At 34.2% G+C, this 18,215-nt stretch carries 13 protein-coding genes; 6 read left to right on the forward strand and 7 right to left on the reverse strand.

Annotated elements, in window-relative coordinates; all coding sequences use genetic code 11:
• Positions 1-16: 16 nt before the first annotated feature.
• The 3 genes from KHA97_RS11670 to tagD form a co-directional block, all read right to left on the reverse strand.
• Positions 17-847 carry an ABC transporter permease gene (locus tag KHA97_RS11670; RefSeq protein ID WP_213124913.1) on the reverse strand — a complete coding sequence of 277 codons (831 nt, stop codon included), beginning with the start codon at positions 845-847 and terminating at the stop codon, positions 17-19.
• 131 nt (positions 848-978) lie between these two features.
• Positions 979-2,163, reverse strand: coding sequence for a CDP-glycerol glycerophosphotransferase family protein (locus tag KHA97_RS11675; RefSeq protein ID WP_213124914.1), 1,185 nt, complete (start codon positions 2,161-2,163; stop codon positions 979-981).
• Complete coding sequence (tagD, locus tag KHA97_RS11680) at positions 2,156-2,554, reverse strand: glycerol-3-phosphate cytidylyltransferase (protein ID WP_213124915.1); 399 nt, start codon at positions 2,552-2,554, stop codon at positions 2,156-2,158. The genes KHA97_RS11675 and tagD overlap by 8 nt, the downstream gene beginning before the upstream one ends.
• Before the next feature lie 500 nt (positions 2,555-3,054).
• On the opposite strand from tagD, the gene KHA97_RS11685 reads away from it, so the two are divergent.
• Positions 3,055-4,167 (forward strand): CDP-glycerol glycerophosphotransferase family protein, encoded by a 1,113-nt coding sequence (locus KHA97_RS11685; protein ID WP_233713452.1) that lies wholly within the window; start codon positions 3,055-3,057, stop codon positions 4,165-4,167.
• 288 nt (positions 4,168-4,455) lie between these two features.
• On the opposite strand, the gene KHA97_RS11690 is transcribed toward KHA97_RS11685, so the two are convergent.
• A complete protein-coding gene (locus KHA97_RS11690) occupies positions 4,456-5,223 on the reverse strand; it encodes a WecB/TagA/CpsF family glycosyltransferase (RefSeq protein ID WP_213124917.1) in 768 nt (255 codons plus the stop codon).
• Between the two features lie 1,137 nt (positions 5,224-6,360).
• Between KHA97_RS11690 and KHA97_RS11695 the strand changes: the two genes are divergently transcribed.
• Positions 6,361-7,449 (forward strand): glycosyltransferase family 4 protein, encoded by a 1,089-nt coding sequence (locus KHA97_RS11695; protein ID WP_213124918.1) that lies wholly within the window; start codon positions 6,361-6,363, stop codon positions 7,447-7,449.
• Between the two features lie 522 nt (positions 7,450-7,971).
• Here KHA97_RS11695 and KHA97_RS11700 read toward each other — a convergent pair.
• Genes KHA97_RS11700 through KHA97_RS11710 form a run of 3 tightly spaced genes read right to left on the reverse strand, consistent with a single transcriptional unit; the run spans position 7,972 to position 11,403 of the window.
• Positions 7,972-8,646: a sugar transferase gene (locus tag KHA97_RS11700; RefSeq protein ID WP_325167445.1), complete on the reverse strand. Its 675-nt coding sequence runs from the start codon at positions 8,644-8,646 to the stop codon at positions 7,972-7,974.
• A complete protein-coding gene (locus KHA97_RS11705) occupies positions 8,561-9,562 on the reverse strand; it encodes a hypothetical protein (protein ID WP_213124919.1) in 1,002 nt (333 codons plus the stop codon). Before KHA97_RS11705 ends, KHA97_RS11700 begins: the two co-directional genes overlap by 86 nt.
• Positions 9,563-9,579: 17 nt before the next feature.
• Positions 9,580-11,403, reverse strand: a complete 1,824-nt coding sequence (locus KHA97_RS11710; protein WP_213124920.1) for a polysaccharide biosynthesis protein — start codon at positions 11,401-11,403, stop codon at positions 9,580-9,582.
• Between the two features lie 384 nt (positions 11,404-11,787).
• Between KHA97_RS11710 and KHA97_RS11715 the strand changes: the two genes are divergently transcribed.
• From KHA97_RS11715 to KHA97_RS11730, 4 genes are all read left to right on the forward strand, one after another.
• A complete protein-coding gene (locus KHA97_RS11715) occupies positions 11,788-12,762 on the forward strand; it encodes an LCP family protein (protein ID WP_213124921.1) in 975 nt (324 codons plus the stop codon).
• 500 nt (positions 12,763-13,262) lie between these two features.
• Positions 13,263-15,947 carry an SH3 domain-containing protein gene (locus KHA97_RS11720; RefSeq protein ID WP_213124922.1) on the forward strand — a complete coding sequence of 895 codons (2,685 nt, stop codon included), beginning with the start codon at positions 13,263-13,265 and terminating at the stop codon, positions 15,945-15,947.
• Between the two features lie 2 nt (positions 15,948-15,949).
• Entirely contained in the window at positions 15,950-16,612 is a 663-nt protein-coding gene (locus KHA97_RS11725) for an SH3 domain-containing protein (RefSeq protein ID WP_213124923.1), read from the forward strand.
• Entirely contained in the window at positions 16,613-18,136 is a 1,524-nt protein-coding gene (locus KHA97_RS11730) for a SpoIID/LytB domain-containing protein (protein WP_213124924.1), read from the forward strand.
• The last annotated feature ends 79 nt before the right edge of the window (positions 18,137-18,215 follow it).

The following is an 18,215-nucleotide window of genomic DNA, read 5'->3' on the forward strand; positions in this document are numbered from 1 at the left end:
TGTTTTCACATCCATTTTATAAGAAATCGACAAAATGATTTCTGAATTTCAAATGTAAAGTTGAACCTAGGACCATCATAACGAGAATCAATAACCAAAAATATAGAGTATATTGGGAGTTTTCAACTGCATACCATGCCGTACCCAGTAATGACGCCCTATATCCCTCTACAATGTAATACAGTGGGTTGAGCTTAAACAGAAATGTTATATCCACTCCCCTAATGATCACGTTATTTGCATGCCAGATAAGCGGCGTTAAATATAACATCATTCTTAATACCGACTGAACAATTTGTTGTATATCACGGACAATTGTAGTAAGAGTTGATGTTATAAGTGCAAGTGCCAACAAAAAGATTAAAGTTGCCAGCATGAAATAAGGCAGCTGGATATAATACACAGATACCCTAAAGCTGGAAAATTGTAAAAAAATCAATACAACCGCAAGTAGCATTAAATGTGTATAGAAATTAGCCATTATGACAAAAGAGGGAATCGTACTCATAGGAAAGCTCATTTTGGAAATTAAATGAATCCTGGAATAAATTGATTTTGAGGATTTAGAAATAGCGGGATTCACAAAAAACCAAACAACCATCCCCGTTACCATCCAAATAAAAAAAGGAACCTTGGCTCCATTTTCCATTATGATCTTTTGTCCTCCGCGAATACCAAGACCGAACACTAACCAATAAATAGCAAGTTGAATCACCGGATTTAAGATTTCCCAAAGTCTTCCCAAATAATTATTGTTATTTTCACTTTTCATTTCAAAGGCAGAGAGCCTCAAAATAAGGTAGAAGGAACTAATCTGCTCCCTTATAATTGTTATTAGAGACTTCATAATAAAGTTTGTCCTTCCTTAAAACAAATAAAAATCTTGTTTAATATCCATTTTTGCCAAAAATAAGCATTATAAAAATAATGCATCTAGAATTTTTCTTTTCAAAGCATGAGGTGGCTTTAAGGAGCCTTTTAAATATGTTTCTTTCTAAAAGACATATATTGAACTAAATTGTAGCTTGAATGGCCTTTTGAATACTTATTCCAAATTTTTGAGTAGTCGTTAATCATCTCAAGATCAAAATGATTGGTATGTATTAATTTTATAATCGAATCCGTATCTCTAACAATTGGACCAGGCAGGTTATATTCAAATCCCTCTACTACCCCTTGTGAACATTTGTATTTCTCCAAATCATATGTGAAAAAAATAATTGGCTTTTGCATAAGTGAAAATTCAAATGGAATAGATGAATAATCTGTAATCAGGTAGTCAGCAACTACTAGAAGTTCATTTACATCATATCGATTTGATGAAACATCAACTATAAAATCTGGGTATTGCATGGAAAAGTTGACCGAGTTCTGAATTGCAGGATGTAACCGCAGAAATAGGATATAGTCGTTGCCTAAGTTTTTAACCATTTTTCCAATATCAAGTTGAAGTATAAAATGGTTTAGTTCATGGACCCGATATGTAGGGGCATAAAGGATTACCTTTTTACCATTGATTTCTGGGTGTTGAGACGCTATTGATTGCCTTGCATGTTGTATTAATTCTTCATTAAAAAAGAAATCTGTCCGGGGGAAACCTGTAGTTAAAATTTGCTCTTTTTTAAGGTTGAAGGACTTGATAAAAATGGAGGCCATCACATCTGACCCTACCACCACTTTATGAAATTTGCTGTAAACTTGTAAAAAACGTCGCTTTGCTTTAGGGCCTCTATATTTTATTGATTCTTCCTCAAGCCCAAACTTCTTCAATGCACCTGAGGCATGCCATAATTGAATACATTCGACTTTCTTTTTAAAGTTGACTGCAGCAAGAAAACCATAATAATTGTCCACTAAAATATATCGTGATGTTGCCATATGATAAACGGATTGAAACCAGGACAATCGAAGAATCTTGCTCGGTTCAAACGGTATCAGATGAATATCCTTATACTCTCTAAAAATATTCAGGGTCTTTCCTGTACAAAGTACGGCTATTTGAACACGGATGTTTTCCCGCTTTATCTCATCAATAACATATTTACTATTATCTCCAAAACTTACCACAAATGTGACCTTATCTTTGAGAGGCAACAAATTAAAAAGAAAAAACACAAACTTAAATAAAAGAATAAAAAGAAAAATGGCTAGCTCCCTAACCATTTTCTGCCACCTTCAAATCCTTTTTGATTTTTGAAGTAGATATACCCATTGTCCTTGGCAGATAGATGACTTTGCAGTAAGGTTTGAGAAAATCGAAATGTCCTTCCCAATCATCCCCCATGACAAAAAGATCAATATTGTGCTTTTTGACATCCGCAATTTTCTGTTCCCAAGAGTATTCAGGAATGACCTCATCTACAAAGCTTATCGATTCTAAAATCATTTTTCGATTTTCATAGCTATGATAGGCTTGTTTATTTTTCCCTTGATTAAATTCGTCAGTGGAAAGCCCAACCATCAAATAATCCCCTAATGCCCTTGCACGTTTCAGTAAATTTATATGCCCCAAATGAAGTAAATCAAACGTACCATAGGTCAATACCTTTACCATACGTACAACCTCCTTTTAAGGGAAAAAATAAACATATCTTTAGTAATTATAGAAGTGAAAGCAAGTTTTTATTCAGAAATTCAAATAATTAACTATCGAAAACTTTATACGATGTGATAATAAAATCTTCGGACAACGATATATATGCCAATAAGGACTGCCTTTTACTGATAAAGTTAATTACCATTCCCTCATGAATGAGCAGGTTTTTTGTTTGGTATATTTTTATCATTGCGGCAATACTAACTTGTAGAAAATTTTGAAAAGAAAAAATTACTTGCGTAATATTTTCTTTTAGATTCAATGAAATCTCATGATGACTGGTTATACATACAGCTAGGTTTTCCCAGACCAGCTTTGCTTTATAAACGTCGGATAGGGTGTGTTTTACAGCTATGATTCTGTTAGACGCTTTACTTTCAATTAAAAACAAGCCATTTTCTTTTAAAAGACACTCTCTGGTAAGAACAATCTACAAAAAGACTTTAAACTGGTTTAGGATGCCCCCTTTAAATAATAAAATAGTGGTTTTTGAAAGTTTTCTCGGAAAACAGTATAGCGACAATCCGCGTGCTATTTTTGAGTATTTACAAAATCAAAATTATCCTTACAAATTATATTGGAGTATTGACAAAAAGTACCGTCAACATTTTGAAGACAAAAACCTTATTTGCATCCCAAGATTTTCAATGAAGTGGTTTTTTATCATGGCTCGGGCCCATTTTTGGGTGACAAACAGTAGGTTTCCCTTGTGGATACCAAAACTAAAACATACCACTTATTTGCAAACTTGGCATGGAACGCCTTTAAAACGCTTGGCAGCAGACATGCTTGAAGTTCATATGCCAGGAACAACGGCTGAAAAATACAAGAAAAATTTCATAAAGGAAGCAAAGAAATGGGATTACCTGATTTCTCCTAATCCATATTCAACAGACATTTTTCGAAGAGCCTTTCAATTTGATAAGGAAATATTAGAGACTGGTTATCCACGGAATGATTTTATTTGCACTCACAATAATGAGAAGAAAATAAAAAAGTTGGCAGCTAATTTCGGAATCCCATTACAAAAAAAGGTAATACTCTATGCTCCTACATGGCGAGATGATCAATATAATACAAAAGGCAAATTTCGTTTTGATCTTAATTTGGATCTTGATTTACTAAGAAAGGAATTGGGAGAAGATTATGTCATACTTTTTCGTCTACACTATTTAGTATCAGAATATCTAGATTTAAAGCCCTACCAGGGTTTTGCTTACGATTTCACAAATCACGAAGACATCCGTGAGTTATATTTAATGGCTGATATCCTAGTCACTGATTATTCCTCCGTCTTATTTGATTACGGAAATTTACGACGGCCAATGATTTTCTATGTATACGATATCGATCAGTATCGGGATCACCTTCGTGGTTTTTACTTTAATTTTGAACATGAATCCCCTGGTCCCCTTGTAAGGACAACGATAGAACTGATTAAAACAGTTAAAAAAATTGATGCAGCCGGTTTTCAACTACCCCCAACATTTGATTCATTTTATGAAAAATTTTGTTCTTTGGAGAAAGGGGATTCAACACGTAAAGTCGTAGAAAGAATTTTCCTCCATTAAAAAAAGAACTGGTTAAATTTAACCAGTTCGTCTTTAACTATTTAAAGTTGCAATATTTTTATCCTTTATGTTTATTAGGGCGGGAGTTTCAAATTCATCGATAATGCTGACCATCGCATTTCAAACTTTAAAAGATAGTTACTGTAAAGAAGATACTATTGACAATTAAGCATCCCTCCACCATGACGTTTTTATTACCAGCAAAAAAAGCAGGAGGTTTATACTAAACCTTAAGGGGTTGCTAACCGATTTTATAGCAGTCCCCAAAATTAAGAAATCTTAACTTAGTTACTCTGTCAATTTGTATTCTGGTGCTTCCTTACCACGCAGCATTCTCTCCTTAATTACAAGAAACGCAAAAACAGGGAGTATTATTTGTCTCTTGATTCTCGATGGTTCACATAGCAAACGGTAAAACCATTCTAAACCACACTTTCGGAATAAAGCAGGAGCCCTTTGGATACGTCCGGATAAAATATCAAAGCAACCACCCACTCCAATCATTACGGTTGCCCCGCACTCATTTTTAAACCTATGTATAAACTCTTCTTGTTTCGGACTACCTAAACCAACTAGCAAAAGGTCGGGTTTCTCACGGGAAATTTGCTCCAAAATAGAGATTTCCTCTTCTGAGTCCTTTTCGAAATACCCGTGGTGAGTACCCATTATACTTACTTTCCTATACAGGCTTTCAAGTTTCATACTAGCAGCTTCAACAACCTCTGTCTTGCTGCCAAGCAAAAAAACCTTAGTAGGTATACCCTGAATTTCCCTATACTCAAGCAAGGAGTGCAGCAAATCATATCCAGCCACCCGTTCTTTCAATGACTGACCTAATATTTTGGAAGCATAGACAATCCCTATTCCATCCGGCGTAATCAAATCGGCAGAACTGATAACTTTATAAAAATCAGGAAATTTCCTTGCTTTCATTACGATTTCTGGGTTTGCCGTTACAATGAAAGTGGAGAAGGACTTTTCTATTCTTTCATTTGCCCAACGTACTGTTTCACTCATGTTATTCTCCGTAAATGTTACAGATAAAATAGTTGGCACCAAAAAACCACCCTTGAAATAAATTTTATACGTTTGCTTTAGTATGGTTTAAGCATCCGTAAAATATGTTTTCAAAGGCTTATATGATAATAAAAGACTGCCCCTACAGATGGTGATATTTTAAATTGATTATTCCAATCAATTTAGTTGTAATTTAACCACTGAAATATATTCCTGATGCAAAAATAAAAACTTTTGTCAGTAACTAATAGATGTCTTTATTATTATAAAAAAGAGTCTTTTATCTTTTATGATCGCCAATAATACTCCGTGAAACATTCACGGTATCTAATACCTGATTCAGCATCTGTCTATATTGACCTTATGTGTAAACGATTGTCTCCAATCTATCTATTGATTTTAATTCTTTTACCAAGTGACACATTTAAATGCTTCAGTTTATGCTTTTAGGAAAATTCCTTGCACTTTTCAAGGAATAATGCTCAATAATTACTATATTGACTAGCCAAATCAGGATGGACTATTCATGCACCTGCCTTAACAAGCTTAATAACTAAACATGCAGTTAATGCTGTGAATCTTACGGGGAAAAGTAATGCAACACTAGAAAGTTATTTATTAAACAATACCTCAATCGTAATTTGGGGTTCACCAATACATGGATTTTCCGTCCATGCATTTGTACTAACTAGATTTGATAAAAATAATTATTATTATAATGATTGCTTGACAGGACAAAAGGATGTTAAAATAAGTAAAAGATCAATTAATAAATTATGGGGAAATCAAGCTAAAAAAGCAATGACTTATTAATTACTTTATTGTGATTCTTCATCACAACTATAAAGGCCAGAGGCACTATCAAGCAACCACCTTAGAATTCACTTTTCTAATGTGGTTTTTTATGTTCATTCACAGAAAAATTAAGTCACTATTTGTTTTTGATATAATCCCGTTTCAGTCACAAATAGCATTTTCTTCAATATCTTAGTGTTAAAAGAATAATTGTCTTAATGCAAAAATAATCTAAAATGTAACTCTAAAATCAATCCAATTACTAAAAAAACGATTCTCGATGATAATCCCCAATTTTAAGAACTTGGAAAAAAATATGATGTTCTTATTTGCATTTGCAGAGCATAATAATATTATCTTTTTATTAATCAGAGGTGAAATATGTATACATATATTGATTACTTTATTGCATTCATTATTTCTTTTGCGGTATCAATAATTATTACACCTTTCGTGATTAGTATGGCGGAAAAATACAATTTTTTAGATATACCTAACGGTAGAAAAATTCATCAATCTCCAATCCCACGAATTGGAGGTTTAGCCATCTTTATTGGAACAATATCTGGATTATTGTATCTCAACCAATTAGTCACGATGATTATTCCTATTGCCTTAGGAGGAATAGTCATCGTAATCACTGGGTTATTAGATGATAAGTACTCGCTCAAACCGCAGTACAAGCTAATTGGGCAGATTTTTGCTGCTTGCCTAGTAGTTTTTTGGGGATTTAACATTGAGTATATTAACCTCCCGTTTTGGATGGATAAAATTTCTCTGGGGGTTTTTGGTTATGTAATTGCTATCTTTTGGATAGTCGGAATTACAAATGCCATTAATTTAATTGATGGTCTAGATGGTTTAGCAACAGGAGTTTCATTAATAGCGCTTATGACAATTTGCATTTTATCAATGACTAGTGGCCAGTATTTAATAACCGCTTTAACTTTAATATTAATTGGAAGTAGTTTAGGTTTTCTTATTTTTAATTTTCATCCTGCTAAAATATTTTTAGGAGATACTGGCGCCTTATTCTTAGGATACTCTATTTCAACTATCTCCATATTAGGTTTGTATAAGAGTATAACTTTTTTTAGTTTATTCCTCCCAATAATCATCCTTGCATTCCCATTATTAGATACAATATTTGCCATCATACGAAGGTTATATAAAGGGAAAAAGATTTTTTCGCCCGACAAATCACATTTACACCATCGCCTAATGGAAATTGGTCTAAGTCATAGAGCAACGGTTATAGTCATTTATGTAATCGCAACTTTTTCAGGATTAAGTGCAATCATTTTTTCACATTCAATCCTATGGGGAGCTTTAACAATAGTAGCCTTTATATTACTTTTTGCTCAAATTACAGCGGAGATTGTAGGGCTAGTTGAAAAAAAGCCTCTGTTAAAGATTTTTAGAAAAACTGCATCAAATATTTCCAACATTATAAACTCTATGATTCCATGAATTTTTGGCCTAAATATCGTTCATATACATCAGACTACCGATCTGCCTGATGCTTCTGTCACTTCGGCTGCTTAAGATTCAAATATTACACCATTAGTGGCTTTTGCAATGCTTAGTTAAGTCAAGATGGTGCCGCCTTTCCTCAAAGAATAGCAAGAGGCCGATAAAAAAAGGAATACTAAGGACCACCTTCCTGCCCCTCCATCCTTTGCACCGACAGAGCAAACATGCTCTGACATAAAAAGTTGCTCATTTGCTTTTATTGTCGCTGGTTTTTGACCTCTATAGGATAGGTCTGCAGCTATATCTATTAGACAAATGTTGACGTTCGCATAAGAGAAGGAAAGGAAGTTTGCTAGTCGATAGGCGCTGGAGCTACACTCTAATGGCCATGCGCTTAAAAATACAGAACTAAAAAAGTTATACTTTCTTTATTTCACACAAAAACCGAAGTGCTCATGCAAGCACTTCGGTCGTTATTATGATAATTAAATTTCCACAAGAATTTATTTTTCCAAAAGCCTAAATGGCACCTTTTCCAAAAATGGCTTGGTAAATTGTTCTGATGAATATCTTAATGTCTAATATTCCATTTTGATGTTTCACATAATATAAATCATACTCAACTTTTTGACCGTGGGGAATTTCACTACGCCCATTAATTTGAGCCCAACCTGTTATTCCGGGTTTCACTAGTAATCGCTGGCGTTGGTAATCATTATAATGATCGCTTATCTCAAGTATTTCGGGACGAGGACCAACGATACTCATATCCCCCTTTAATACATTAAAAAATTGTGGAAATTCATCTACACTATATTTACGAAGAAACTGACCGATCTTCGTTACATCTGGGTGAAAACCGTTTGTATTTTTAAAGACAAAATCATCAGGAACGCCACCTCTCCAGTTATAAGGATTCTTACTGGATTTTTTTGAGGATGTTTGAATCTTCATTGATCTGAATTTATAAATATAAAAAGGTTCTCCATTTAAACCTGCACGTTTCTGTTTAAAAATAACTGGTCCATTGTCTTCTTTTTTAATACGAATAGCTACATAAATAAACAATGGACTGAGTAAAATAATTATACAAATACTTACAGCAATATCAAAGATCCTCTTGCTTACTTTGTATAATGTACTCGTTGATGATTTTAATTGCACGTTTGTCATGGTCTGAGAGTGTTGACTCATTCTTTACACCACCAATTCCATTAGCTACGCCAATGATTTGTTTAGGTTGATCAATCCTATCTACAATAACAGAACCTGAAGCACCTATAATGCCACCTGCTACAATGGATATATTACTGATCTCCCTCTGTCCCATAATTTCTTGGAAAAATGAATGTTTTACAGCTTTTGTACTTGCTTCTAAAAAAGGAAGTCCGATTCTTACATCTAAACGTAAAACATTAATCCCTTTATTGATTGCATCAAAAATAAACTCCTCGGTATAGTTTCCTATACCTCCATCCAAAGCAATACCACCACTTTTTAAATATGCTACAAAATCACTCGTAATTACTTTTTCTGCGGAGATAAATGAAACCATCGCGTCAAATAACTCCTCGTCATCAAATACACGGACAACGTTGGGTGAATATGCAGGTAAAATTAAATTAATCGCATTTGCGAGATCTTTGGATTTTTTTTGATTTCGACCATATAAATAGACGTTCGCATTGCGCTCAGTTAAACGAATTGCCAATTTAGCGTTAATATTTCCATTCCCATATAACAAGACATTCTTCCCAGTCAAATTTCCCTGAAAGTGATAAAGGAGAAGCTGGTCTGCAGCTTCCACAGTTATATCGTTAGGTTTATATGGATGGATTCTAGAGTCATTGATACTTTCTTCAGCCAACTTCATTAAATCTATCTCTTGCTTTCTTTCTATATCTATGAAAATATCTGGTACTTTACCATTTAGATATTTAAATAGTTTTGTTGCAATTGATTCATTTGTAACTAACAAATGAATAGTGTCATCGCCAAGTATCTCTTTATCTGGCAATCTCAAAAAATCATCCGAATGTTTTGCGGTTGTGCTAATAAATGCCATTGTATACTTTTTTCTAAGCATATCATTTTCGATACAAGACCACATAATATTATCCTTCTTAATCATTTTGTTGATTCTAACTGTTTGTATTTATTATTAGCAACTTGTATTAATATGTTTTTCATATCCTCTACAGTCATAGTTAATAATCGTTCAATCAGCGAATGTAATTCTTGTTTTCCCATCGGTTCAGCCTTTCCAATGTGGATTTTTGGAAACACTTGCTTCTTTTGTATTTCATCATCATTCAAAAGCTCTTCAAACATTTTTTCTCCAGGTCTAAGCCCACTATACTTGATTCCAATTTCGTCCACTGTAAATCCTGAAAGAGTAATTAAGTTTTTGGCAAGGTCCGAGATTTTTACAGGATCGCCCATATCCAAGACAAATACCTCCCCACCTCTTGCAAGAGTTCCTGCCTGGATCACTAATCGAGAAGCTTCAGGAATAGTCATAAAATAACGGGTCATGTCCGGATGTGTAACCGTAACTGGTCCGCCAGCTTCAATTTGTTTCTTGAATAAAGGAATGACGCTACCTCGACTACCGAGTACATTACCAAATCTGACAGCAACAAATTTCGTATTACTCTCTTTCGCAAGGTTTTGAATAATCATTTCTGCAAATCGTTTTGTTGCTCCCATCACATTAGGTGGGTTGACAGCCTTATCAGATGAAATAAGTACGAATGTTTTTACACCAAATGTATCTGCAGCTTCAGCAACATTCCTCGTACCAAAAATATTGTTCTTAACAGCTTCTCTTGGATTTCCTTCCATAAGTGGAACATGTTTATGTGCAGCAGCATGGTAAACTACGTCAGGGGAATATTCTTCCATGATTTCAAATATTCGTGTCCTGTCTTGGATATCAGCAATGACTGGGACAATATCAATTATATCTTGATATTTCTTACGTAATTCCATATCAATATTATATATACTAAATTCACCGTGACCTAATAATATTATTCTCCTTGGTTGAAACACACATATTTGGCGACAAATTTCTGAGCCGATTGAACCACCTGCACCAGTCACTAATACTGTGGCACCGGAAATGGATTCTGAAATGCTACTAATATCTAGCTCGACACATTCGCGACCAAGTAAATCCTCAACCTCAACATTGCGAAGTTCACTTACTTGAACTTTCCCAGTCATAATATCTTCGATCATTGGCATTATTTTAATCTTTGCTTCTGTTTTGGAGCAAATGTCATATATTCTTCTGATTTCTGTTTTGGTTATAGATGGTATAGCTATGATAATGTCTTGAATTTTGTATTTTTTTACAACCTGTGGTATATCTGCGATATTTCCGCATACAGTCAGCCCATACATATCCAATTTATATTTTCTGGAATCATCATCTACAAACGCAACTGGTACTAAATCAACATCATTATTATGCAATAGTTGACGAGCAACCGTGGTTCCCGCAGAACCAGCACCAACTATAAGCGTTCTCCTTTTTCCGTTGCCCGTTTTGATAAATCGATCACGATATATTCTCCAAGAAAATCGAGACATACCAATTAAAATCATATGGAGCATCCATGTGATTATAAGTACTCTAATGTATACATAACCAGGACCAGCAATTTGTGCAGCGGTAGCCATAAGAATGGAAAAAGTTACAGATTTTGCAATTATGACCATCTCACCCACACTTGCATATTCCCAAGCCTTATGATAAAGACGGAAGATAAAAGCAAATACGTGGTGGCTCACAAGCAAGACGATACCACTAAATAATAAAGTCCTCGAAGTATAAAAATCACTACTAGCATCTGGATTTAATATGATGAAACCTACATATATTGAAAATAGAACAATAATTGAGTCAAGCAGCATTAATAATGGAACACGCTTTTGATATGTCAAATGTATCCCTTCTCTTCTAATTTAAAATTCTTAATAGGTCATTCTTTCTCATACTACTATAATATATTAATATAGCGAATAAAATCTATACAATTGAAATTTTATACTATTGAAAACTAAATGTAATAAGGATTGTAAAATGTCGAAGCAAGTAACCATTTTATTATAAACCGGATATTAATGAAATACCAGTGGCATTAATGTGTACTATTTTCCATAGGATAAGAGATGAACTATTTTGAGCTGTTTTCTTATGAGGATCAATAAAAATATTCAAGTTTATTTCGCTTTAAGGAAATGTTATAATTTTTTAATAGGTTAAAACGATAGGCTTCGAACAATATCACAAATAATCTGGAATCAAAATAATAAGGGGAAATTTTAGTGGAGAAAAATACTAGGCATAAAAACAATACTATCAAAAAGAGAAAAAAAAGGATTAAAAAAATTGTATTATTATTTTTTCTTTTATTAACTTTAGGTATAAGTTATTTAGGATATTTGGCTATTACGGGGTACACAGCTGCAAATAATTCCTATGAGGAACTTGATCGCGGGAGTAAATCAAAACTTCGTGAGAATGAAGTTGTAATATCTGAAGACCCATTTTCTATTTTAATAATGGGAGTAGAGGACTATTCCAGCGGAGGAGAAAATGGGAGAACCGATACTCTTTTAGTTGCTACACTTAATCCAAAAGACCAAACAATGAAAATGCTTAGTATCCCTCGTGACACCAGAGTTGAAATTGCTGAAAGAGGTACCAAAGATAAAATTAACCATGCTCATGCCTTTGGTGGCAAAAAAATGACTGTTGAAACTGTTGAAAATTTTCTTGATATCCCTATTGATTATTATGTAACTGTTAACTTTGATGGATTCAAGAACATAATCGACGAGTTAAATGGAATTACAGTAGATGTGCCATTTGACTTTTGGGAGAAAAGTGATGTGGTAGGTTCAGGAAGGATTTATTTTAAAAAGGGAGAAATGACTTTAAATGGGGAAGAAGCACTAGCATATGCCCGTATGCGCAAACGTGATCCTATGGGAGATATGGGGAGAAATGAAAGACAGCAACAAATTGTCTCCACTGTTATCGAGAAGTTAATGAGCCCATCGTCCTTTTTAAAATTAGACAATATTGCCGTCCATATAGGAAATAACGTTGAAACAAACGTTAAAGTATCGGAGGCACTATCAATTGCAAAGAAATTAAAACAATTTAACAGTTCTAAAATAGAAAAGCTAACACTCACTGGAAAAGACGAGTATATTAATGACATATATTATTTTATCCCTGACGAAACGAATACCGAAGAAGTAATCCAACAATTAAAACAGCATCTTAAGCAATAAACATTTGTCCAAATCTGACAATAAAATTCAAAAAAAGCCATATTTTTCTTAAAATGAAAAATTTGGCTTTTTTTGCATGTTTTTTCTATAAATTACACACATTACCTTCTTTTTTTGTTACAATTATATATAAATTCGATAACCCCCTGATAAATTATTCAGGGGTTTATTTGAATCACTTGAATAGGAGTTTAGCTGGATATCAAAATAAACACTACTAAATTACTAAGAACTGTATAGTTTATTTTGAAAATTCTAACTAGAGTCTCGAAGATAGTGAGAAATTCACCTACATAAAGGTAGATGAATTCAAGTTAAATCGGGAAAGAATTACTCTTTATCCGATTAAATCGGCTAATACCGATAAGTTTTTAAAAAAGGGGGAAAGAACATAGTCCACACAGTTTAGTATAGTCACAATGACACTTATATCGCAGGAATTCAACATATTACACAACTATCATTCATGATTCACTTGGCATCAAGGAAGGGAGACTAAAATGCGGCGGATTTTTCACTCTATTGTGTGTTTGTTAATTCTTTTTTCATTTTCACAAGTATCATTTGCAGAAACTACTAATAATTCAGTTAAAATTCCATTTATCGGAGTTACAACTAGTAACAATGTTATAGTATATCGCGGAGCCGATATTGAATACACACAAACAGCAGTACTTTCAAAAGACCAAGAAGTATATGTAATAGACATATTTAAAAATCAAAAAAATGAACTTTGGCTACGAATCAACAGTAATACTGTTACAGGTTGGGTAAAAAATGAATTTATTAAGGAAGCTCAATTTAAGCTCACTAAAATGATTTCAACAGGAAATAATGTAAGTGTTAGAAAAGGCGCTATGACTTCCTATGATAAAATTGATTCTTTGAATTTAGGTCAACAAGTAGAAGCCGTTGATCGCTTCCTTAATCAAAATTATGAAGAATGGTATAGAATCAAAATTGGTAACCAATTCGGGTGGGTAATTGGGACTTATCTTGCTGTTGACACTTCTGAAGAAAGTCCTTCTAAAGACACTCCTTCTGAAGATAGTCCTTCAAACAATACACCTAAAACTCTTTACGCCAATGAAAATAATACTCCCGTTAAAAGAGGCGCTCTAGAATCGTATGCCACATCATACGTTTTACAAAGGAACGAAAAGGTTGAAATTATTGATGAAATTACAAATTCATTGGGAGAATTATGGTATCGAGTAGAAACACAAAATGGAATCTATGGTTGGGTATACTCCAAATCCCTACAACCAGACCTCGTTCCAGATGTTCTTGAAATGAATTCGATAGTTTATGCAAAAAAAGACCTAGCAATCCGAAGAGGGGCTTTATCTTCATATGAAGCTGTTGCCAACATAAAGATGGGGGAACAATTAACAATAATAGATTATTTTGTTAATCAGCAAAAAGAACTATGGTATCGAGTAAAACTCAACAACAATATTTTAGGATGGGTACTATCTGCTGAGATTCAAGAAACAGCTATACCTATATCCGATCAAGTACTTTATGTGAATGTTGAAACTGCAAATCTCCGAAGTGGAGCAACTACCTCTTACAAAGTAGTAAGCACCTTGACAAAAAATACTGCAGTTAAGGTAATCGATCAAATTATTAATAGTAATAATGAACTATGGTATCGAGTACAGGTAGGCGATGGTACATTAGGTTGGATCCTTTCAACCTTACTTCAAAATGACCCTTTCACTGAAAAGGTATTCTATGTTATCGAAAATACCAGTGTTTATAGTGGTGCCGCTACTTCATACAAAAAAGTTAGCTCATTATCAAAAGGCAAGGAAGTCAAGGTAATTGATCAATTCACACATAGTAATCTCGAGACTTGGTATAGAGTGGACCTAGGGAACAATTTATATGGTTGGGTTATTTCTTCTGCTCTTTCAGTTGAAGTTGCACCTATTAAAAAACAGATGGTAATCGGCACTAAATCAGCTGAATTACGTCGTGGAGCTGATTTCGGATATCAAGTCACGCAAAAGCTACCAGAACGCTCAACAGTCACTGTTATATCTGAATTTTTTAATGTAAACGGGCAAAAATGGATGAATGTAGAATTAAGTAATGGAGTTAGAGGTTGGGTCCCTGCGTGGGAATTATATGACTCTCTTAATGATCGCAAATACTATTATTCTTCTCAAAACAATGTTTTAAGAAGAGGTGCTTCTACATCTTATAAAGAAAACGCAACCGTAAAATCGGGAGATCCATTGTTATATCTCAATAGAAATAATGATTGGATAAATGTAGAAAATAGCAACGGTATTCGAGGTTGGATTTTACTTAACCAAGTAGTTGAAGTGGTTCCCAATTTATTAAGCGGCCCTTCAATCTCTCAGCTTTCAGCTGCTGAAACATTGATTACTTGGACTAAAAGTAAAAACATTCCAATCACTTATTCCATCCAATCTGATAAATCCTTAAAAGTAAATGCGGCTAATACTTTAATTGATTTACCAAAAGGGAAAATAGTGGGACTTTCTAGCATTCAAACCTTTAAAGATTATTTTGTTCTTAAGCCAGATGCAGGCTATAGTTTCACTCTCCGAAATTATGATAATCGATTCACTTTAAAAATATCTAGAGTTGGTATTGCTAATAAAAGAATTTTAATTGACGCTGGTCATGGCGCCCATGATGCTGGTGCTAGTGGTCCGACTAAATTAAAAGAAAAAGATGTTAACTTGGCTGTTGCTAAGTACTTACAAAGTGAATTACAGAAACTTGGTGCAGTTGTAGTCCTAACAAGAAGCACGGATGTCTTCTTAACTTTAGATGAAAGAGTGCAATTATCCAACGGGTCTAATTACGATGCTTTTGTCAGTGTCCATGCTAATTCTAACTATAATACGGCGGCAAGAGGTACGGAAACCTACTATAATATTAATTCCAATTTTAATGGTGTTAAAAGTATGATTCTGGCAACGGAAGTACAAAAAACACTCGTTAACAAATTGGGTACCTATGATCGTGGAATTAAGACTGCAGACTTCTACGTAATCAAAAACAATGAAGTACCAAGTATTTTAGTAGAGTTAGCGTTTTTATCTAATCCAGCGGAAGAAACACTCCTTCGTAGTGAAACTGCACGAAAAAATGCAGCATTAGGCATTGCTCAAGGCTTGAAAAACTACTTTGACGGAGGAAATTAGTTATGAAAAAAAGGCAAATATATACTATTTCTTTCACTTTGGCTATCGGTTTTTTAATAGGAGGTATTTTCTCACCTTCAATCTATAGTTCTGCACAGAGCAATGTATTGATTGCTAGCGTTGAATGGGTAACATCACAAATTAATCCATTAAAAACAAAGATTGATAAATTGGAATCTACCATTAATTCGCAAGCTGCAGAAATAGCTTTATTAAAAAAATCTATCTCAGAAGGTGGAGGGTTAATTCTTCCTGAATATGTTTATGTTAAATCTAATTCTGCTTCGATTTACTCAGGTGCTTTAACAAGTTATCGTAAGGTAGCTAATGTAGCGGTAGGTCAAAGATTAAAAGTTTTGGATGAACATACATCTACAGAAAAGTGGTATCGGGTTGAGTATTCATCAGGACAATTTGGTTGGATTTTGGCTTCAGATATTAGCGTAGACCCAGTAAATACGCCAAAAACAGTTAAAATTAACAAAACCACAACTGTATACAGTGGAGCATTAACAACATATCGCAAAGTTGCAACTTTACAATCAGGTCAATCAGTAAAATACATTTCTGCTATTAACAGCAACAATGAGACATGGTACAACGTTGAGCTCTCATCAGGACTTAGAGGTTGGATTCAGGCGAGCTACGGCGAGGTGCAATCATAAATGAACAGCAATAAACTATTGCTTGCTCTAATTCCAGTATTATTAATCTGTCTACTTTCTACAAATGTAACAGAAGCATATACTACAGTCCCTTATCAAAATGAAGTGAAAGTCCAACTTAGCAACACTCGATCCACTAGCATACCATTGCGAGGCATTTACGAATTACAGGATAAAGCATCAAGCACAAGAGCTTTATTAGCACCGAACGTAATTATTTCCGTTTCTGCTTCTGGCTCTTCAACAATCATTAAGGCAGGGGATGTAACATATACATCTCCAGCCGGATTTTTCTTAAGAGAAACAACAGGTCTAAAAAAAATTGCAAAGTTTACAAGTAACACTAACATACATAGTGGTGCTACTAAAGATTATGAAATTAAAAAAACAATTTCAAAAGTAGAAGTTGCCGAATACATCACAAGTATTGTCAATAATAAGAATGAAACATGGTACAATGTGCAAACCGCCGATGGAACAAAGGGATGGGTACCTGCTGCCTCTACATTAATTGAGGACTCCCCATCTATTATATACAACTTTACACTTGGCACTTCCAGCTATCGCGGCAGCATACTTCTAGAAGCATCAAATAGTAATGTTAAGGTTATTAACATACTAGATTTGGAGAACTATGTAAAAGGCGTTGTTCCTAATGAAATGCCATCTTCATGGCATATTGAGGCACTTAAAGCTCAGGCAATTGCAGCACGAAGCTATGCAGCAAACAGCATGTTACTCCAAAATACTACAGCTAGCCAAGTTTACAAAGGCTATTCGTCTGAACAGTCGAAAAGTAATCAAGCTGTTGATGAAACGAAAGGTTTACTAGTTAAATATAATGGTAAACCAATCCAAACATTTTTTTACTCTACAAGTGGTGGGAAAACAGCAAATATTGGCGATGTTTGGAATTCCAATCAAGCGACTTATCCTTATCTAAAGAGCGTGTCAGATCCTTATGAAAATTCTCCTCATAGTAATTGGGAGGAAAAAATATCGTCTGCTACCATTTTAAGTGGTTTTGGTTTTAATCCTTTGACAACTAACTTATACGATATAAAAGTACAAGCTACAGGAGCAAACGGAGAAATTTCTAGCGTGTCAATAGAAACTTCTGAAGGAAATAAAACAGTTAAAGGCAACGAGAACGATATTAGAAAACTCTTTCCTGTTGGTGGGGCTTATAACATGTTAAAGTCTAACTGGTTTACTTTAACTAGCACAAAAGACTATTCCATTCAAATGACTGATAAAGTTACGAGTCAATACAACATTAAAGGGCAATCTATCTTACTTGCTGATAATAAATCAGCTGTAATATCTTCCAATCTAGTCGACATCCAGATGAAAGCATCCACTCTATCAAAAGAAAGCGATCCTGCTTCTATCCTTATTAAAGGAAAAGGTTGGGGACATAGAATTGGAATGAGTCAATATGGAGCAAAAGGGCTAGCAGAAAATGGATGGAAGGCTGAAAATATTATTAAACATTATTTTCAAGGAACAACTGTAGAATATTAAAACAAAAGCGGAAGCGCCTGTTCAGCGACGTAACCAACTTTTTAGGATTCTGACGAGATAAAGGAAACACAGGGTGCCA

It is taken from the genome of Lederbergia citri (genome assembly GCF_018343625.1).
Lineage (GTDB): Bacteria > Bacillota > Bacilli > Bacillales > Bacillaceae_C > Lederbergia > Lederbergia citri.

Excerpts from the sequence above, each read along its gene's own strand:
- KHA97_RS11725 (WP_213124923.1), top strand. The coding sequence starts at position 15,950 with ATGAAAAAAAGGCAAATATATACTATTTCTTTCACTTTGGCTATCGGT.
- KHA97_RS11705 (WP_213124919.1), bottom strand. The coding sequence starts at position 9,562 with ATGTGGTCTTGTATCGAAAATGATATGCTTAGAAAAAAGTATACAATG.
- KHA97_RS11675 (WP_213124914.1), bottom strand. The coding sequence starts at position 2,163 with ATGGTTAGGGAGCTAGCCATTTTTCTTTTTATTCTTTTATTTAAGTTT.
- KHA97_RS11670 (WP_213124913.1), bottom strand. The coding sequence starts at position 847 with ATGAAGTCTCTAATAACAATTATAAGGGAGCAGATTAGTTCCTTCTAC.
- KHA97_RS11730 (WP_213124924.1), top strand. The coding sequence starts at position 16,613 with ATGAACAGCAATAAACTATTGCTTGCTCTAATTCCAGTATTATTAATC.
- tagD (WP_213124915.1), bottom strand. The coding sequence starts at position 2,554 with ATGGTAAAGGTATTGACCTATGGTACGTTTGATTTACTTCATTTGGGG.
- KHA97_RS11700 (WP_325167445.1), bottom strand. The coding sequence starts at position 8,646 with ATGAGTCAACACTCTCAGACCATGACAAACGTGCAATTAAAATCATCA.
- KHA97_RS11720 (WP_213124922.1), top strand. The coding sequence starts at position 13,263 with ATGCGGCGGATTTTTCACTCTATTGTGTGTTTGTTAATTCTTTTTTCA.
- KHA97_RS11685 (WP_233713452.1), top strand. The coding sequence starts at position 3,055 with ATGCCCCCTTTAAATAATAAAATAGTGGTTTTTGAAAGTTTTCTCGGA.
- KHA97_RS11695 (WP_213124918.1), top strand. The coding sequence starts at position 6,361 with ATGTATACATATATTGATTACTTTATTGCATTCATTATTTCTTTTGCG.